This is a genomic window from Amycolatopsis nalaikhensis (assembly GCF_030264295.1).
GTDB classification, from domain to species: domain Bacteria; phylum Actinomycetota; class Actinomycetes; order Mycobacteriales; family Pseudonocardiaceae; genus Amycolatopsis; species Amycolatopsis nalaikhensis.
Genome location: NZ_CP127173.1, coordinates 5,364,205 through 5,380,218, shown reverse-complemented (window position 1 = coordinate 5,380,218; position 16,014 = coordinate 5,364,205). Strand labels below are relative to the sequence as shown.

Below are 16,014 nucleotides of genomic sequence, written 5' to 3'. Positions count from 1 at the left end.
ATCACCGGTCGAGTAATTCGGCCTTAATGGTCGCGAAGAACGACTCGGCGACCGCGTTGTCCCAGCATTGTCCCTTACGTCCCACCGATAACCGCACGCCTTGCTCGTCAGCGAGCGCGTTGAACTGGGCGGAGGTGTACTGGCAGCCGCGGTCGGAGTGGAAGATTACTCCGGGCTCGGGGCGGCGCCGAGCGACAGCGTTGCGTAGGGCGTCGGCGACCAGATCGGTGCGCAGGTGATCCGCGGTGGCCCAGCCGACGACGCGGCGGGAGTCCAGGTCGATGACGGTGGCCAGATACAGCCAGCCTTCCCAGGTGTGGATGTAGGTGATATCCCCGCACCAGCGGGTGTTGATGTTCGTTGCGGTGCAGGAGAAATCCCGCTTGAGCAGGTCGGTGGGCATGGTCGCTGCCGGGTCGGGAGTGGTTGTGGTCCGCCACCGTTTCGGGGTCCGTCCGGCCAGGCCCGCGGTGTGCAGGAGCCGGGCGATCCGCTTGCGGGAATGCCGCCGGCCGCGGGCGCGGAGTTCGGCGTGGACCCGGGGTGTTCCGTAGGTGCCGTTCGACTCGTTGTGGATCGCGACGATCTCGGCTGTCAGCTCCGCGTCGTCGCGTTCGTGTTGGGAGGGGGTGGCGGCGCGGTGGGTGTAGTAGGCGGCTCGGGAGACCTTGAGCAGTTCGCAGGCACGTTTGACGTTGCCGCTACCGCTGGCGTTCTCCGCCTCGATGAACGGGTACACGTTCACCGGGTCTCCTTCGCGAAGAAAGCCGTCGCTCGTTTGAGGATCTCCACGTCCTCGGACAGGCGGCGGTTCTCCCGCCGCAGCCGGGCCAGCTCTTCCCGCTCGTCGCTGGTCAACCCGCCGTCGGTGCGGGTCCCGGCGTCGCGTTCGGCCTGCTTGACCCACTCGCGCACGCCGGTCTCGGTCAAGTCGAAGTCCTTCGCGACCTGACCGATCGAGCGGTCGCCCCGCTGGCACAGCTCGACGATCTCGGCCTTGAACTCAGGCGTGAACGAACGACGAGGCCGAGGCTTCTTCCTGCCCATGGTCTCCATGATGGAACATCCTTCCCGAGGGCGTCAGCCCTGATCGTGGATGTCCGTCAAAACGGGTCAGGCCCAGGACCCAGCTGGTGTCCGAACCGCCGCAGTCAACGGAACACGCGCATCGCATGATTCGTTCAGCTCAACCAACCGAGCGCTTCGTAGCACACAGGTTCGAGAACCTGACTCACCTGATCGCCGCAGTAGAGGGTGCCCTCGTCGGCGACGATCCCGCGCTCGATTCGGCCGCGGAGGCCGTCGCGTCCGCGCGCCTGGAGGCAACCATGCTTGAGCTGGTAGCCGACTGTTCGGACGTGCCGTCGGCTCAGGCCACCAGCCTATGCGCCACCGGCCTGGTCCACCTCGCGCAGATAAGAGTGGACGAAGCCGCAGGAGACAGCGCCACAACCCACGAGGTCTCGGCAGCGCGCGACGCGTTCACGTCCTGCATGGCAGATCAGGCGGCAACCCCGAGCATTCGATGCACCGCAGCGGCCAACCTCGCATGGCTGGCGGCCAGGGACGATCCATCGAAGGTCGACACCTACTTCGACATGGCCGAGCAGATTCTCACTGATTCACGAAAGAACACGTTCGACAACCTCACGCGTATTCGGCGGGAACGTGCGAAATGGGCCAGCGACAGATCCGATCCCGTCACCGCTCTCGACTGCTACGAGCGCAACATCGCCGAGTTGGAGCGTCAACTTGCCAGTACGGTGTCGATCAACCGCGCCGCCCGCCTCGTTCGCGACTTCCAGACCGACTACGGAGAGGCAGTCTTCCTCGCCTTGTCACTGGGAAGACCTGAGCGGGCATTAGAACTCGCTGAAGCAGCGAAGGCGCGAGCGTTCGTCCATGGACTGCAACTCCACGGCGATGGGGAGGTGAACTCGGACTGGCTGCGCGCCCGGCGCGATCGGATCGAAGAGCAACTGCATGCGGTGGGTGCGCGTGCGCGAGACCTGCCCGAGGTGGAACGGAAGGCAGCCGAGCACCGGGTCGAGGTCCTTATCCTGCAGCTCGCGGAGACTGAAGAGCGGCTTCTTGCCGAACGTCAGAAAGTCAGCTCGACCAGCCGAGGCATGTGCACGGCCGCCGACATCGCGGCGTTGGCACCACCCGACGGCGTTATCGTCTCCTACTTTTGGACACCGGGTCGGCTCGCGATCTTCGTCGTCGACCGGTCCGGTCTGGTCGGTACACCCGTCGTCACGGACGTCCCCCTTGACGAAGGCCCTGACGACAGCCACTTCCCCGATGTGCTCGTGCGGCTGGTCTTCAACGTCCGGATGACTCTCGGTCTTCGCGGGGACTTCCGCGCGCTGGACCAACTACAGCGGTCCCTGGACCTGCACATGGACATCTTCTGGCCCGACGGGTTCCTGCGGGGTCTCCACGATCTCCTGATCGCGCCGGTCAAAGAGTTCCTGGCCGGCCACGACACGGTCGTCGTGCTGCCGCACGCGTACCTTCGAGGTCTGCCGTTCCACGCCCTGATCGACGACGCCGGTGGGGCCCTTGTGGACCAGCACGCATTGTCGTACTCCCCCAGCGCGGCCGTCCTCGCGATGTGCCGCGCCCGCCCTCGCACCGATCTGACCGCCGTGTTCGCCGCTGGCACGCGAGAATTCTTCGACGGCCCGGCCACGGCAGCCCAAGAAGCCGAGATCGTCGCAGCCACGTTCGGCCAGGCCTCCGCCTCCGCCACCCTCACCGACTTCCAGCGCAATGCCACCAAAGCCTCGATCGTCCATCTCGCTTGCCACCACGACTACACCAACCTGATCACCGCGCACCAGGGACTGGCGCTCGAGGACGGGACCCTCAGTCCTCGGCAGATTGTCACGACCTCGCTGAATGCGAACCTGGTGACGTTGTCGGCGTGCGCCACCGCCATGGCGGACATGAACCCGTTCAACGCATCCGAGATGGCCGGCTTGCTCGCGGCGTTCATGAAAGCCGGCGTTCCACTGGTCGCTGCCACGCTGTGGCCGCTGTCCGATCGAGTGGCGACGCTCATGATGAAGACGTTCTACGAGCGGATTCGGGCAGGTGCCACACCGGCGAATGCGGTCCAGGCCGCACAGCGCGCGATCAAGGAAGTACCGCGTTTCGCGCACCCATACTTCTGGGCGCCGCTCACGCTATGGGGCGACGCCACCCGATGACGAAAGGATAAGCGTGTCGTACCAGGGAATTCCCGAAGAGGATCTGATCGAGGATGAGCGCAGCATGTTGCCGGCCGGACGGACGGTAGCAGCGACGGACGCCTTGCTCGCAAAACTTCCTGATGTGGCGATTTACGGATTCCTTCTGTGCGCGGACCCGCAACACCCACTCAACACGGTGGTCAGCGAACGGTGGTCGGAACTCGACCACCGCAGCGGTGAACGTGTCGCGATCGTCGCGTTCGAACCCCCGAAGGAATGGGCAGAAGGTATCGTCGAACGATGGCGCCTCACCTTCGGCGACAAATTCGACGAGACCTGGGCGGACTGGGAGCGCGGCCGAGGGCTGGAACCGGGAGCGGCGTTCGACTACCTGGGATCGTTCAAGACCGACCCTCCGCTGCGCCCGGCCGACCTGCCCTGCCTCGTCCTGTTCAGTGACCTGAACGACCGCCGCGCCGTGGTGCGCCCCCTTCCCGCATGGCCACCTCAAGACCTTTTCGCGCTCCTGAACGGGCTCATCGACCAGATCACGGAATGCGCGCAACTGCCCGCACCCGATCGACTCGAGGCGTTGGCGACGGCCCTCACCACACCGAGCGCGAAGATGAAGACCTCGTTCGGGCGCTTGGCCAGCCGCAGTGTGGACTACCTACGCAGCCACCCGGCGACGGTCGTCATCACCGCGATCAGCGTGGTGCTAGCCCTCGGCAGCGCGAGCGTGCTCCCCCTCTCGATCGGCATGATCGCCGCGCTGAAGGAGGTCCGCGACATCTTTCGTCGCAGCTGATAACTGGCACACGGCCAACGAAGGTGCCGCGGCTCGCTGAGCGCCGCCGGTGATCAGCCGCCGCACTCTCTCCATGCACGGACGGGCTCCTGTCGTGCGGCTGCATGCGGTCATCGACGAAGCTTCCCCGCCGCCCCGTTTGTACTCACCCGCTGAACTCCGCGCACCCGGCGTGGATACACCGCGGGCCCGCTCGGCGCATGGCGATCCGAGCGCGGAACGACTGCGCCACCGGGCCGTCCGGCAGCGGAGCCGTCCACCGGAAAGACGGCGCCCGGGCAACCGCGGCCGCTACGAGCGTGCGACCGAACCCGAGGCGGCGGTACTCGGCCGTGACGTGCACGTAGTCGAGGGTAGCCGCTCGGCAGCCGACGCACAGGCTGGCGGTCACGGCACCGACCTCGACGCCGTCGAGACGGAGTTCGATCCGACCGGCCAGCGACCCGGCGGCCGGCGGATGGGCCACGAGGACGAGCCCTTCGGCCGGCCCCGTGGCCGGGGTGCGCTGGACCTCGACGTCCAGGTGTGCCCATTCGGCGAGACGCCGAGTTGCCGGATCGTAGCGTTCCTGCACTCGGCAGACCTCGCAGAGCGTGCCCTGCAACCGGTAGCGGTGACTGTAAGGCTTCAGCTTGCCGTACAGGTCGAGGTGATGGCCACGCAAGCAGGTGACGAGTGTGCCGGTCTGCGGCCGGACCGGAACGAGCGCACCGAACTCGCCGCGCGCACCAGACCGGACGGCATCGCCGAGCTGGCCGGTCATCGAGCACCTCGCCACGGTCGCCGCCGTTCCGGAAGCCAGTGCCACGGCGTGCCGTTCATCCGGCGACCTCGCTCAGCCCGCGACAGACGGACGCCTCGACAGCGGAGATGCCACCGCTACGGCCCGGCAGCCGCAGCGCGACGGTGCGCCGACGAGCCGCGGCTCCGCGACCGCAGCCGGTCGCGACGACGTCGCGGAACTCCAGGCGGCCGAAGCCGTCGTCGGTGAGACCGCGCCACCGGGGATTCGCCACGCGCAGTTCGAGGTCGGCGCCGGGCCACGGGCCCGTGGCGAGCACGACCGCGCCGCGGTTACGGACGCGTCCGGCCAATCGCCGGGCCAGCTGAGGCTGGATATCGCGGATAACAGCCGAGCCGAGCACGACCAGGTCGAACCCGTCGATCAGGGCCGACAGGACCGCAGTGACCTCGACCCCGGGTTCGGGAACGAGAGCGACCCGGTCGAGATCGACACCCAGCTCGGCGGCTGCCACCACGCCGACGTCCGGCATCCCGGCGATCGCCGCCCACGACCCTTCCCGCGTCGCCTCGGCGAGCAACGCCAGGACCAAGGCGGTCGAGCCCGCGACCGACATCGTGCTGCCGCGCCGCAGACCGCCCGGCACCAGCCCGGCCAGCGCCGGGGCTACGGGCAGGGAGCATGCGGACGGCGCAGTGTCCGGGCTTGGCTGGCCGAGCTGAGCCGCCATGCGGACACCGGGGATCGCGGCGAGCCCGGCCACCGCTTGAGGCACCGCCACCGCGCACCTCCAGCACCACGAACACGCACCGGAGACACCCGCGCGAGGAAGCCACGAGCGAACCCGACCACTCATAGAACACTTGTTCGAATACTGCGAGATGGAAGCAGCTTCTGTCAAGCCGACTCTGGGCAGCAGACTGCCCAGCTGAGCTGGACAACTTCAAAATCCACGACAACCAGCCAACGCGGTGGCTGCCCCGACACGCCTCGCACCGTGGAGCCTTCAGACCCACTGCAGGCACTCCTCGACGACCGCTTCCCACTCGCTCCCCAGCACTCACCGCGTGAGGTGGACCGCGCCGGCTGGCTCCAGTTCGTGCGGAGCACTCGCGATCACTTCGTCCTGGCCGCCCGGCTCGTCCTCGCCTACCTGGTGCGTCGCCTGCCGACCAGCACCAAGGTCGGGCTGTATAAGTGGGCAGGGCCTGAAGCGGCGATCGGGGTGATCTGGCTGCTGGTTCTGGTCGCGCGGGCACGCCGGGAGAGGCGGGGCACGCCACCGGCACGGCCTACCTCGTGGCGACTCCCGGCGTCCGGCTCCTCCGCTCTGACCCGCCTGTTGGCCCCCGGTAGCCGGGCTCGGTACCGGGCCGGGTGGTTTGGCCGGTACCCCTCGGGGAAACCGGCGGCTGCCGACGAACGAGGTGAAACCACATGAACGCGCCACGCCAGGTGGCCGTCGGAGTGCTGGCCGACGAAGGACTGCCGGAACAGGTGATCACGACGATCGCCGACGATCTGCCCGGAATCTTCGCCGCCCGGGTGAGCGGGCAGACTCGGTGGCGGGTGGAGCACGAGGTCGATCAGCTGCCGCTGGACGAAGACGGGGACATCCCGATGCGCACGCTGGCGCAGCGGCACCGGCGGGACCGGGGCTGGGACCTGCTGGTCCTGGTCACCGATCTGCCCCGACGCGCGGGGACGAAGCCCGTCGTCGCGGGGGTCGATGTCGAACACGGGGTCGCGATGATCTCGCTGCCCGCCCTCGGTGCCGTCCTGGTGCGGCACCGGGCACGGGCGTTGCTGGTCCGCGTGGTGCGGCAGCTGGTGTCCCGGCGGCTCGGAATCGACGGAGACCATCGTGACCGAGGACCGATGGCACGGTTGCGTGAGGCGCTGGCCCCGACCCAGCGCATGTCCGCCGGACGCCAGTCGGCCGCGACTCACCTCGCTCTGGTAGGGCTGCGTGGCCGGCTGCGGCTGCTGGCCGGAATGGTCCGGGACAACCGTCCGTGGGGGCTCGTCCCGCACCTCGCGGGCGCCACCGCGGCCGCGGCGGGGACTGCCGCCTACGGCATCATCACCAGTTCGTTCTGGAAGCTCGCGGACGCGCTGTCGCCGCTGCGGCTGGCGGGGATCACGGTGGTCACCGTCCTGGTCATGACGGTGTGGCTGACGGTGTACAACCACCTGTGGGACCGACCTTCCGAGACCGCCGAGCGACGCAAGGCCCTGCTGTACAACGTTTCCACCGCGACCACGCTGGCGATCGGGGTGGCGTGCATGTACGCGATCCTGTTCGTGCTCGCGCTGCTCGCGGCGGCCGTCCTGATCGACAGCGGCTATTTCGCGCAGGCGCTGGGGCACCCGGTCGGGGTGGGTTCGTACCTGAACCTGGTGTGGTTGTGCAGCTCGGTCGGGATCGTCGCCGGTGCACTCGGCTCCAGCCTCGAGGACGAAGAAACCGTCCGCAACGCGACCTACAGCCGCCGCGAGCGGGAACGCCAAGAACGCAACCGGCGCCGACGGGAAGCCCGGACGTCCCCGGCCCGGGAACACTAGATCACCCCCGGCGGGCGGCCGCGAGGTCGAGAGCGACGTCGGTGATCATGTCCTCCTGGCCGCCGACCATGCCGCGGCGGCCGACCTCCACGAGGATCGCCCGCGTGTCGAGGCCGTACCGCGTCGCGGCGGCCTCCGCATGGCGCAGGAAACTCGAGTAGACACCGGCGTAGCCGAGGCTGAGGGTTTCCCGGTCCACGCGGACCTCACGGTCCTGTAAGGGGCGCACGAGGTCGTCGGCCGCGTCCATCAGCGGAAACAGGTCGCAGCCGTGCTCGTGGCCCAGCAGATCGGCGACCGCGATGAAGGCTTCCAGGGGGCAGTTCCCGGCGCCCGCGCCCTGCCCGGCCAGGGACGCGTCCACCCGGGTCGCGCCGTTCTCCACCGCGACCACGCTGTTCGCGACGCCCAGAGCAAGATTGTGGTGGGCGTGGATCCCCAGTTCCGTGGAGGAGTCCAGGACGTCGCGGTAGGCGCGGAAGCGGTCGCGCACGCCGTCCATGGTCAGCCGCCCGCCGGAATCGGTGACGTACACACAATGCGCGCCGTAGGACTCCATCAGTTTCGCCTGGCGGGCCAGCTCGGCGGGTTCGGCCATGTGGGACATCATCAGGAAGCCCGCGACGTCCATGCCCAATTCGCGGGCGGCGCCGATGTGCTGGGCGGAGATGTCGGCTTCGGTGCAGTGGGTGGCGATCCGCACCGATCGGATGCCCAGCGCGTGGGCCTGCCGCAGGTCGTGCAGCGTGCCGATGCCGGGCAGCAGCAACGTGGTCGGTACGGCCCGGTGCGCGACGTCGCACACGGCCTCGATCCACTCCCAGTCGGTGTGGGCGCCCACGCCGTAGTTGATGCTCGAGCCGGACAGCCCGTCGCCGTGCGCGATCTCGATCGCGGCGACGCCCGCGGTGTCCAATGCGGACGCGATCGCCCTGGCCTGCTCGACGGTGTAGCGGTGCCGGACGGCATGCATGCCGTCCCGCAGGGTCACGTCCTGGACGTACAGCCGGGTCATCGGGCCCTCCCCTCGCCCGCGCGGCGGGCGGCGATGCGTTCGGCGGTGCCCAGCGCCGCCGAGGTCATGATGTCGAGGTTCCCGGCGTAGGCAGGGAGGTAATGGGCGGCGCCTTCGACCTCGAGGAAGACCGACACCTTCACCGGCGCAGCCCCGGGCGGGACCAGCGCGCGCAGCGGGTCGTCCGCCGCGACCGCGTCGAACTGCACCTTCTGCTTGAGGCGGTAGCCGGGAACGTAAGCCTGCACCCGGCCCACCATCCTCTCGACCGACGCCGTGATCGCCTCGGTGTCGGACTCCGAAACCAGACAGTAGACCGTGTCGCGCATGATCAGTGGTGGCTCGGCGGGATTCAGCACGATGATCGCCTTTCCACGCGCCGCTCCGCCCACCTGCTCGATCGCCGCGGCCGTGGTCTCGGTGAATTCATCGATGTTGGCACGGGTACCGGGCCCGGCGGACCGCGACGAGATCGAGGCGACGATCTCGCCGTAGTGCACCGGAGTGACCTCCGCGACCGCCGCCACGATGGGGATCGTGGCCTGGCCGCCACAGGTCACCATGTTGACGTTCGGTGCGTCGAGGTGGACGTCCAGGTTCACCGGCGGGACCACGTAGGGGCCCACGGCGGCCGGAGTGAGGTCGATGACGGTCCGGCCGAGCTCGCGCAGCACCTTGTCGTGGTAGCGGTGCGCGCCGGCGGAGGTCGCGTCGAAGACGTACCGGACATCGGTGAACTCGTCCAGCCGCACGAGCCCGTCGACGCCTTCGTGGGTCGTCGCGACCTTCAACCGGCGGGCCCGGGCGAGGCCGTCGGAGTCCGGGTCGATCCCGGCCATCGCGGCGATTTCGAGGGTTTCGGACAGTCGCAGCACCTTGATCATCAGATCGGTACCGATGTTGCCCGACCCGATGACGGCGACTTTCGCTTTGCTCACCGCGATTCTCCTTCTGTCGCGAAGCCGACCCGCACCGAACCGAGGCCGGAGATTTCGCCGAGGAAGACGTCTCCCGGCGCGACGGGGACCATCGGTCCGAGTGCGCCGGTCAGCACGACATCCCCCGCCCGCAGAGGATCGCCCCGGCGAGCCAATGTGGACGCCAGCCACCGCGCGGCGGCGAGCGGACTGCCGAGGCAGTCCGCACCGCTGCCCTTCGAAACCACCGAACCGTTGCGGGACAACGTCATCTGTACGGTTCTCAGGTCCACGCGGTCGAGCGGCACCCGGGTGCTGCCGAGCACGAACAGGCCCGACGACGCATTGTCCGCGACCGTGTCCACAATGGAAATGTCCCAGTCGGTGATCCGGCTGTCCACGATCTCCAAGGCGGGCACCGCGAAACCGGTGGCGAGCACCACGTCCGCCGCGGTGCAGTCCGGATCCGGCAGGTCGTCGGCCAGCACGAGCGCGACCTCGGCCTCGACCTTGGGCTGCAGCAGCCGGCGGGCGGGCACGGTGCCGCCGTCGGCCACGGTCATGTCGGCGAAGAGCGCACCGAAATCGGGCTGAGCTACACCCAGCTGGCGCTGGACCGCGGGGCGAGGTCAGGCCGATCTTGCGGCCGGCCAGCCGCCGTCCCGCGGCCAGCGCGCGCTCGGTGCTCAGCCGTTGCACCGCGTAGGCCGCCTCGATGTCGCCGAAGGTGAACAGATCGCGGATCGGCGGGCACGGTTTGCCGGCGTCGGCGGCGTTCCGCAGCAGCTCCGCGGCTTCGCGGACGGCAGTGTTCACGGCAGCCACCGGATGGGGCGTGCAGGCATGGGTTACCTCCGAATTCAGGCGCCGGAAGAGGGACCGAACGGATCCAGGCAGAAGCCGGACCAGGCGTCGGAGTACTCCGAGTCCGCCGCGGGACTGAGCAGGTGGCGATACCGGCCGGCGTGGAACACCAGCGGCTCGCCCGGGGCGTCGGCGAGGTAGCGCACCTCACCGACGAACAGCGTGTGGTCACCGGCGGGGTGGGCCTCGACGATCTCCGCGGCCACCTGCGCCAGCGCCCCGGCCACGAGGGGAACCCCGCTGTGGTCGTCGATCCGCGGGCGCAGATCCGGGTCCGGACGGCCGCTGAAGTGCTTGCTGACGGGTTCCTGGTCCGCAGCGAGGACGCTGACGCCGTAGACGCCGCTGGCCAGGAGGAAGTCGTGCATCTTGGCGCGGTGCGCGATGGACACCACGACGAGGGCGGGCTCGAGGGACACCGACATGAAGCCGTTCGCGGTCATGTGGTGCGGTCCCGCCGGGGTCGGTGTGCTGATGATCGTGATGCCGGTGGCGAACCGGCCCATGGCGTCGCGAAACCGCCGAGGGTCGACGCTCGCCGCCGGCGCGGCGGTACTCATGGGTCCTCCTTGGGATTCCGGTGCTCAGCTTGCGACCGCACCCGCCGTCGCGAGCAGCAGGTCCAAGAGGACCCCCTCGACGTTCGCGGTGACGACGGTGTCGACAAGACCGGTGAAGGCGTCGAGCCAGGCGCCCGGGTCGACGACGACGATCCGGCCGGCGGCCTTGACCGCCTGGAGCGTGCCGAGGTCGTGCCGCCCGAACCCGAGGTAGACCGCGGGCGCGATGCTGCGGCTCAGTGGCCCGATCTCGAGCTGCGGGGGCGCCTCCCCCGCGGCGACCGCGGCCGACGTCGCGACGAGCGCGATGCCCGGTGTCTCGGCGACGCGTTCGGCGACGCGGCGGGCCCCGGTGCCCAGGCCCGGCCCGAGCCCGATGACCAGCCGGGCCGCGGCGAGCCGCGGACCGTCCGGACGTTCGATCCGGCGCTCGACCGCAGTGCACGAAGCGTCACCGCCCGCGGTGCCACCGGCGAACTCGACGTCCGGCTCCCGCTGGTCGCGAACCGCTCGCGCGGTGAAGGAACCGGGCCGCAACGTGCCCATCGACGGCGTGGAGTGCGCGATCACCGGCGCGACCACGTCCGCCGACAGTGCTGGCTTGAGCCAGAGCAGGTCGGGCTCGTCGGTGTCCGCGTCACGGACTTCCAGGGCGGTGAAGTCCCCGGTCAGACCGAGCCCGAGCCGAGCCGCGACGCGCGGGGCGTAGTCGCGGCCACGGGCGCTGAAGGGCGCGATCACAGCGAACGGCGTATGCGCGGCGATCGCCGTGCTCAGTGCATGGGTGAACAGATCCGTGCGGTAGTCCGCCGGCTCGGTGCCCCGCAGTACCAGCACCCGGTCGGCCCCGTGCGCGTAGAGCACGCGCGGGAGGTCGTGCGGCTGGTCACACGGCAGCACCGCCACGATCGTGGCCTGCAGCTCGCCTGCGACCGAGCGGGCGCAGGCGAGCGCCTCGAGACTCGTCGGGTGGAGACCACCGCCGGGCAGCGGCTCGGCGACCGTCCAGATCTCGCGCGACGGGGCGGGCACGACCACCTCGGCCTCGGACTCGAGCGGCGCGAAGGCCGCCTCCAGCAGCTCCGCGGTGTCGAACCCGGCCCCGACGTATTCGGCCCGGCGTTCGCGGACGTCGTGCCGGATCTCGGCCACGAAGGTCGGTGAACCACGGGTGCCGAAGTCCCGCGGTCCGCCCCCGAGGTCCTCGGCGGTGATCGTTTCGACGGCCGAGGGGTTGGCCTCGGTCACCCACGGTGGTTCGGTACCCCGCCCGACGGCGACCACCGCGGGCAACGCGACCGTCCAGGCTTCGCGGCCGACGTCGGTCTCGACGTCCGCGGCGAGCACACCGTCGCCGATCCGCAGGTTCGTGGCCTGCGTCAGTTGCCGGAGCCCGGCCAGTTCCGCGAGCTGGGGGCCGACCTGGGCGGTGCCGCCATCGAGCGTCCACCGGCCGGTGAGGACCAGGTCCGGACGCTCCCGTTCGACGAGCCGGGCGAGCGTGCGGGCCGTCGCCAGCGTGTCGGCGCCGGCGAAGCGGCGGTCGACCAGGTGCACGGCCCGGTCGGCGCCCCGGCTGAGCGCGTCGAGCAGGGTCGACGCGGCGGCCGGCGGCCCCATCGTCACGGCCACCACCTCCCAGCCGGTCGCCGCCCGCAGGGCCAGCGCCTGCTCCAGCGCGTGCAGGTCCGGCGGGTTGGTGACGACCTGGTCGTCGTCCCGGCGGATCCGTTTCGTGCGTTCGTCGAAGACGCCCCGCCCCGGCACCGGGACCTGCTTGAGGCAGACGAGGACGCGGCCCGGCGTGTTCACCCCTGCGCTCCCGCGTAAGCGTCGTCCTCGACGTCGTACTCGTCGCCCGGCGCGAGCATCCGGAACTCCTTCTTGCGCGCCCCGCACACCGGGCAGACCCAGTCGTCCGGAATGTCGGCGAACGGCGTGCCGGGCTCGATCCCGCCTTCCGGGTCGCCGAGGCGGGGGTCGTACACGTCCTGGCAGACATCACAGATCCAGAGCGCGGTGGCCGGATCGGCCTGCGTTTCTTCGGTAGCCACCAGCGTCTTCATCGACGCCTCCTTTCGAGGGTGGAAAGGAGACGACCCCGGAGCTCGGGGTTTCCGAGGCCGTCTCCCCGCTTGGTGCGGCGGCGGATCAGGGCTCGAGCCCTGCCATGCGCGTCAGCCCGCGCACGCCCAGTCCGCCGTCGCTGTGGATGATCGTGCCGGTCACCGCGGGCACGCGTTCCTTCGCGGCGAGGAACGCGTACGCCCAGGAGTGGTCCTCCGGCTGGGCGACGACTCCCAGGGGGTTGATCCCCTTGATCAGCCCTTCGATGTCCGGGACTTCCTTGAGGGACTGAGCTTCGTTGGCCAGTGCGGGAATCCCCCGCAAGTCCGTGATCGTGCCGCCGGGAGCCACGCCGTTGACTCGCACGTGCGGTGAAAGTTCGTACGCCAGCTCGGTCACCAGACCGCGGACGGCGAACTTCGACGACACGTAGAGCGGACCGCCGCCACCGGGGTAGAACCCGGCGTTGGAAATGGTGAGGATGATCTGCCCGCGGTTCTCGATCAGCTGATCCAGCGCCGCCTTCACGGTGAGCAGATTGCTCTTCACGTTGACAGCGAAGAGCTGGTCGAACGCCTCGCCGATCTTGTCCTTCGGCAGCTGCGGGATCTCGGTGAAGTAGTCGAACACCCCGACCGCGCAGACCACGGTGGTCAGCGAGCCGAACGCTTCCGTCACATCCGCGACGGCACGTTCGTTGTCCCACATGGAAGTCGCGTCGCCCTGCGTCACGACCACAGCGTCCGCGGGCAATTTCTCCTGCAGGTCCCGCGCCTTCTCCGGCGAGATCTCGAGGATGCCGACCTTCGCCCCCTCTTGCACGTAGAGGTCGACCACGGCGCGGCCGATGCCCGATCCCCCACCAGTGACCAGTGCGACCTTCCCGTCCAGGAAACCCATGGGAATCAGTCCTTTCCGAACAGAGCCGACAGGGGGCGCGCGTTGAGCTCGTCCCGGGGCCGTACGGGGTGTCGAGCAGCTTCGAGAACATTTCGGGTGGCTGCCAGGTGAGGCTTTCCAGCTGCAGCGGGTCGAGCAGGGTCTGGAACCCGAGCCGGGGGGAGTTGATGAGGAGGCGTTCACGCTGGCCGGTGCTGGTGTAGCTGACCTGGATCACCGTGAACTCGTTCGCGATCTGGATGATCGGGTCCCGGCCCTCGTTGTGGATGATGGTCACCGAACTGCCTCCGTCACATGATCAGGGCGAGGTTGTGCGTCATGACGGTGGTCTGGTCGAGCACCACCACCCGCTTGGCGAGCCGGTAGCCACCGGCCACCCGGCGGAGCACGTCGTGGCGCTCGCCGGAGAGGATGTCGAACGTCGCGACGTCACCGCGGGTGCGGTACAGCAGCAGGTTCGACTTGACGGCCACCTCGTCCGCCGTCTCGCCGGCGGCGACCCGGACGTTGGTCACGAAGTGCCGTGACCGCGACGGCGGGTCCTCCGCCCACGCGTACTCGGTTTCCAGGCGCAGGACACGCATTTCCATCGAGTCCCAGTCGTCGTCCATCAGGGTCATCCCCTCGACGATGTCCGTGTCGGCCTCACGCTCGCGCGTGACCCGCAACGGCACGACGTACGACAGGTCCTCGGCCACCAGGTCGAGCCACTCGCGATACTTGCCCGCGTCGAGCAGTTCGGCTTCGGTGAAGAGCCACTCGGTGACTTCACGCACCGTGGCGTCGGTGATCTCCATTGCTGTGGTCATCGGTCCTAGGCCTCCGCCCGCGCGAGCGCCTCGGTCGCGGCCTCGTCGGAGACCTTGCCGTTCCCGGTGTGCGACGCCGGGTCGGTGACCATCAGCTGCATCCAGTACTCCATGAAGTTGCGCTGGTTGGCTTCGGCGTAGTCCATCGGGAACGCCTTGCCGGGACCGGGCCAGTCGGGGTCGGGCTCGTAGACGCCGCGGCCCATCTGGTAGTTGAGCTCCATCTTCTTGGCGTACTGGGCACCCAGCACCCGGGTGATGCTGCGCCAGTTCTCGGCGTCGTCCTGCTCGAAGGCCCCGGAAATCCCGAACGTGCGCACGTAGGCCTGATAGCTCTCTTCCTTGTACCAGTCCGGCGCTTCCTTCTCGACGAGGAAGAAGGACATGATCTCCATCTTGTCCGGGCCGAGCGGGTGCCACAGCCGGAGCGTGAGGAACGACGTCGGCGGCGAGACGTGGTCCTTCGACATCAGGAAGTTGCCGATCGACAGGTTCGGGAACACGGTGCCGTGGATGAACGCGACCGGCCGGAACACCTCGACCTGCTCCGGCGAAAGCCGGCGCTGCAACTGCTCGACGATGTTCTCCGGCATACCCAGGAACTCGGGCAGCGGGATGCCCGGCGGCGGGCCGATGATGCCGAGGCCGTGGCCGTGCTCGGTGTGCACGTGCTCGCCGTAGAGCGCGAACTTCGGGTCCGGCGGGGCCAGCCCGAGTTCCACCATGGACCGGTGGGTCATCATCGTGTGGTAGGCGTCGCCGATGAAGTTGTCGGCGCCGAGCTTCCAGTTCGCGTCGACGACCCACCGCTGAGGAGCGCCGACGACCTCCAGGCCGGCGTCACTGCGGTCCAGCACGATGTCGAGGTAGAACTTCATGTCCCCGAGGTAGTCGTCGAGGGACTGGGCGTCCGGGTCGAGGCAGCCGAAGATCAATCCCTTGTAGGTGTCCAGTTTCGGGATCGGCTTGAGCTGCCACAGGGACTTGTCCAGTTTGTTGCCGTACGCCTCGCGCCCGGCCGGCACGCCGACGAGGCTGCCTTTGTTGTTGTAGGTCCAGCCGTGGTAGGGGCAGCGGAAGTGGGACGCGTTCCCCATTTCCGCGCGGCACACCTGCATGCCGCGGTGGCGGCAGCTGTTCAGGTGTCCGCGGACCTGACCGTCTTCGTCCCGGCAGACGATGAACTGGTCCTCCGAGATGTACCGGACGACGTAGTCGCCGGGCTCCGGGATTTCGCTTTCGTGGGCGAGGAAAACCCAAGAGCGGCCGAAGACGCGCTCACGCTCGGCGTCGTGCATCTCGGGGTCGTTGATGATCGCGGCCGGAACGGTCCAGTCGGCCTCTACGTCGTGTAAACCCTGCTCGAGGATCTGCCGGAGTTCGTTCCTCAACATGTGACCGCCTTGGTATCAGACATCTTTGTCTCCTCCGAAGAATCGCGGTCCCAATGAGTCAGGGCCGCGACGACAGCTTGACTGGCTTTCTAAGATACTAGTATCTTCAGCTTCGTTGTCAAACCCCAGTTGTCCGCCGCGGAGGCGAACCGAAGGAGAGCGCACCATGGGTACAC

The 16,014-nt window shown here is 68.8% G+C and carries 16 protein-coding genes; 3 read left to right on the top strand and 13 right to left on the bottom strand.

Features of this window, described 5'->3' with window-relative positions; translation table 11 throughout:
• Position 1: 1 nt before the first annotated feature.
• Together QP939_RS26590 and QP939_RS26585 are read right to left on the bottom strand one after the other, a co-directional pair.
• Entirely contained in the window at positions 2 to 745 is a 744-nt protein-coding gene (locus QP939_RS26590) for an IS3 family transposase (RefSeq protein WP_285448853.1), read from the bottom strand.
• Positions 742 to 1,047 carry a transposase gene (locus tag QP939_RS26585; protein WP_434219576.1) on the bottom strand — a complete coding sequence of 102 codons (306 nt, stop codon included), beginning with the start codon at positions 1,045 to 1,047 and terminating at the stop codon, positions 742 to 744. The genes QP939_RS26590 and QP939_RS26585 overlap by 4 nt, the downstream gene beginning before the upstream one ends.
• 86 nt (positions 1,048 to 1,133) lie before the next feature.
• Here QP939_RS26585 and QP939_RS26580 point away from each other — a divergent pair, with 86 nt between their 5' ends.
• Both QP939_RS26580 and QP939_RS26575 read left to right on the top strand, forming a co-directional pair.
• Positions 1,134 to 3,215 carry a CHAT domain-containing protein gene (locus tag QP939_RS26580; protein ID WP_285448852.1) on the top strand — a complete coding sequence of 694 codons (2,082 nt, stop codon included), beginning with the start codon at positions 1,134 to 1,136 and terminating at the stop codon, positions 3,213 to 3,215.
• A 13-nt stretch (positions 3,216 to 3,228) separates the two neighbouring features.
• Positions 3,229 to 4,005 (top strand): hypothetical protein, encoded by a 777-nt coding sequence (locus tag QP939_RS26575; protein WP_285448851.1) that lies wholly within the window; start codon positions 3,229 to 3,231, stop codon positions 4,003 to 4,005.
• Positions 4,006 to 4,150: 145 nt separating this feature from the next.
• Here the strand turns inward: QP939_RS26575 and QP939_RS26570 are convergent, their stop codons facing one another.
• Both QP939_RS26570 and imuA' read right to left on the bottom strand, forming a co-directional pair.
• A complete protein-coding gene (locus tag QP939_RS26570) occupies positions 4,151 to 4,768 on the bottom strand; it encodes a GNAT family N-acetyltransferase (RefSeq protein WP_285448850.1) in 618 nt (205 codons plus the stop codon).
• Positions 4,769 to 4,823: 55 nt separating this feature from the next.
• On the bottom strand, positions 4,824 to 5,528 hold the full coding sequence (imuA', locus tag QP939_RS26565) for a DnaE2-dependent mutagenesis accessory factor ImuA' (protein ID WP_491624950.1): 705 nt from the start codon (positions 5,526 to 5,528) through the stop codon (positions 4,824 to 4,826).
• Positions 5,529 to 6,184: 656 nt separating this feature from the next.
• On the opposite strand from imuA', the gene QP939_RS26560 reads away from it, so the two are divergent.
• On the top strand, positions 6,185 to 7,312 hold the full coding sequence (locus QP939_RS26560; RefSeq protein WP_285448848.1) for a hypothetical protein: 1,128 nt from the start codon (positions 6,185 to 6,187) through the stop codon (positions 7,310 to 7,312).
• A gap of 1 nt (position 7,313) precedes the next feature.
• Here QP939_RS26560 and dmpG read toward each other — a convergent pair whose 3' ends face one another.
• The 9 genes from dmpG to QP939_RS26515 form a co-directional block, all read right to left on the bottom strand.
• A complete protein-coding gene (dmpG, locus tag QP939_RS26555; RefSeq protein WP_285448847.1) occupies positions 7,314 to 8,327 on the bottom strand; it encodes a 4-hydroxy-2-oxovalerate aldolase in 1,014 nt (337 codons plus the stop codon).
• The gene (locus QP939_RS26550; RefSeq protein WP_285459853.1) at positions 8,324 to 9,271 is read right to left on the bottom strand and encodes an acetaldehyde dehydrogenase (acetylating); all 948 of its coding nucleotides are present in this window, start codon (positions 9,269 to 9,271) and stop codon (positions 8,324 to 8,326) included. Before QP939_RS26550 ends, dmpG begins: the two co-directional genes overlap by 4 nt.
• A complete protein-coding gene (locus QP939_RS26545) occupies positions 9,262 to 9,807 on the bottom strand; it encodes a 2-keto-4-pentenoate hydratase (protein ID WP_285448845.1) in 546 nt (181 codons plus the stop codon). The genes QP939_RS26550 and QP939_RS26545 overlap by 10 nt, the downstream gene beginning before the upstream one ends.
• A 297-nt stretch (positions 9,808 to 10,104) precedes the next feature.
• Positions 10,105 to 10,668, bottom strand: coding sequence for a flavin reductase family protein (locus tag QP939_RS26540; RefSeq protein ID WP_285448843.1), 564 nt, complete (start codon positions 10,666 to 10,668; stop codon positions 10,105 to 10,107).
• 24 nt (positions 10,669 to 10,692) lie between these two features.
• A complete protein-coding gene (locus QP939_RS26535; protein ID WP_285448841.1) occupies positions 10,693 to 12,480 on the bottom strand; it encodes an electron transfer flavoprotein in 1,788 nt (595 codons plus the stop codon).
• The gene (locus QP939_RS26530) at positions 12,477 to 12,734 is read right to left on the bottom strand and encodes a rubredoxin (protein WP_017981169.1); all 258 of its coding nucleotides are present in this window, start codon (positions 12,732 to 12,734) and stop codon (positions 12,477 to 12,479) included. Before QP939_RS26530 ends, QP939_RS26535 begins: the two co-directional genes overlap by 4 nt.
• A gap of 85 nt (positions 12,735 to 12,819) precedes the next feature.
• Positions 12,820 to 13,635, bottom strand: a complete 816-nt coding sequence (gene hcaB / locus QP939_RS26525) for a 3-(cis-5,6-dihydroxycyclohexa-1,3-dien-1-yl)propanoate dehydrogenase (RefSeq protein WP_285448840.1) — start codon at positions 13,633 to 13,635, stop codon at positions 12,820 to 12,822.
• A gap of 290 nt (positions 13,636 to 13,925) precedes the next feature.
• On the bottom strand, positions 13,926 to 14,444 hold the full coding sequence (locus QP939_RS26520; protein ID WP_285448839.1) for an aromatic-ring-hydroxylating dioxygenase subunit beta: 519 nt from the start codon (positions 14,442 to 14,444) through the stop codon (positions 13,926 to 13,928).
• Between the two features lie 5 nt (positions 14,445 to 14,449).
• Positions 14,450 to 15,742 carry an aromatic ring-hydroxylating dioxygenase subunit alpha gene (locus QP939_RS26515; RefSeq protein WP_285448838.1) on the bottom strand — a complete coding sequence of 431 codons (1,293 nt, stop codon included), beginning with the start codon at positions 15,740 to 15,742 and terminating at the stop codon, positions 14,450 to 14,452.
• Between the last annotated feature and the right edge of the window lie 272 nt (positions 15,743 to 16,014).

Coding starts and splice junctions, on each gene's coding strand:
- QP939_RS26585 (WP_434219576.1), bottom strand. CDS start 1,047: ATGGGCAGGAAGAAGCCTCGGCCTCGTCGTTCGTTCACGCCTGAGTTC.
- QP939_RS26570 (WP_285448850.1), bottom strand. CDS start 4,768: ATGACCGGCCAGCTCGGCGATGCCGTCCGGTCTGGTGCGCGCGGCGAG.
- QP939_RS26560 (WP_285448848.1), top strand. CDS start 6,185: ATGAACGCGCCACGCCAGGTGGCCGTCGGAGTGCTGGCCGACGAAGGA.
- dmpG (WP_285448847.1), bottom strand. CDS start 8,327: ATGACCCGGCTGTACGTCCAGGACGTGACCCTGCGGGACGGCATGCAT.
- QP939_RS26545 (WP_285448845.1), bottom strand. CDS start 9,807: ATGACCGTGGCCGACGGCGGCACCGTGCCCGCCCGCCGGCTGCTGCAG.
- QP939_RS26540 (WP_285448843.1), bottom strand. CDS start 10,668: ATGAGTACCGCCGCGCCGGCGGCGAGCGTCGACCCTCGGCGGTTTCGC.
- QP939_RS26530 (WP_017981169.1), bottom strand. CDS start 12,734: ATGAAGACGCTGGTGGCTACCGAAGAAACGCAGGCCGATCCGGCCACC.
- hcaB (WP_285448840.1), bottom strand. CDS start 13,635: ATGGGTTTCCTGGACGGGAAGGTCGCACTGGTCACTGGTGGGGGATCG.
- QP939_RS26520 (WP_285448839.1), bottom strand. CDS start 14,444: ATGACCACAGCAATGGAGATCACCGACGCCACGGTGCGTGAAGTCACC.
- QP939_RS26515 (WP_285448838.1), bottom strand. CDS start 15,742: ATGCACGACGCCGAGCGTGAGCGCGTCTTCGGCCGCTCTTGGGTTTTC.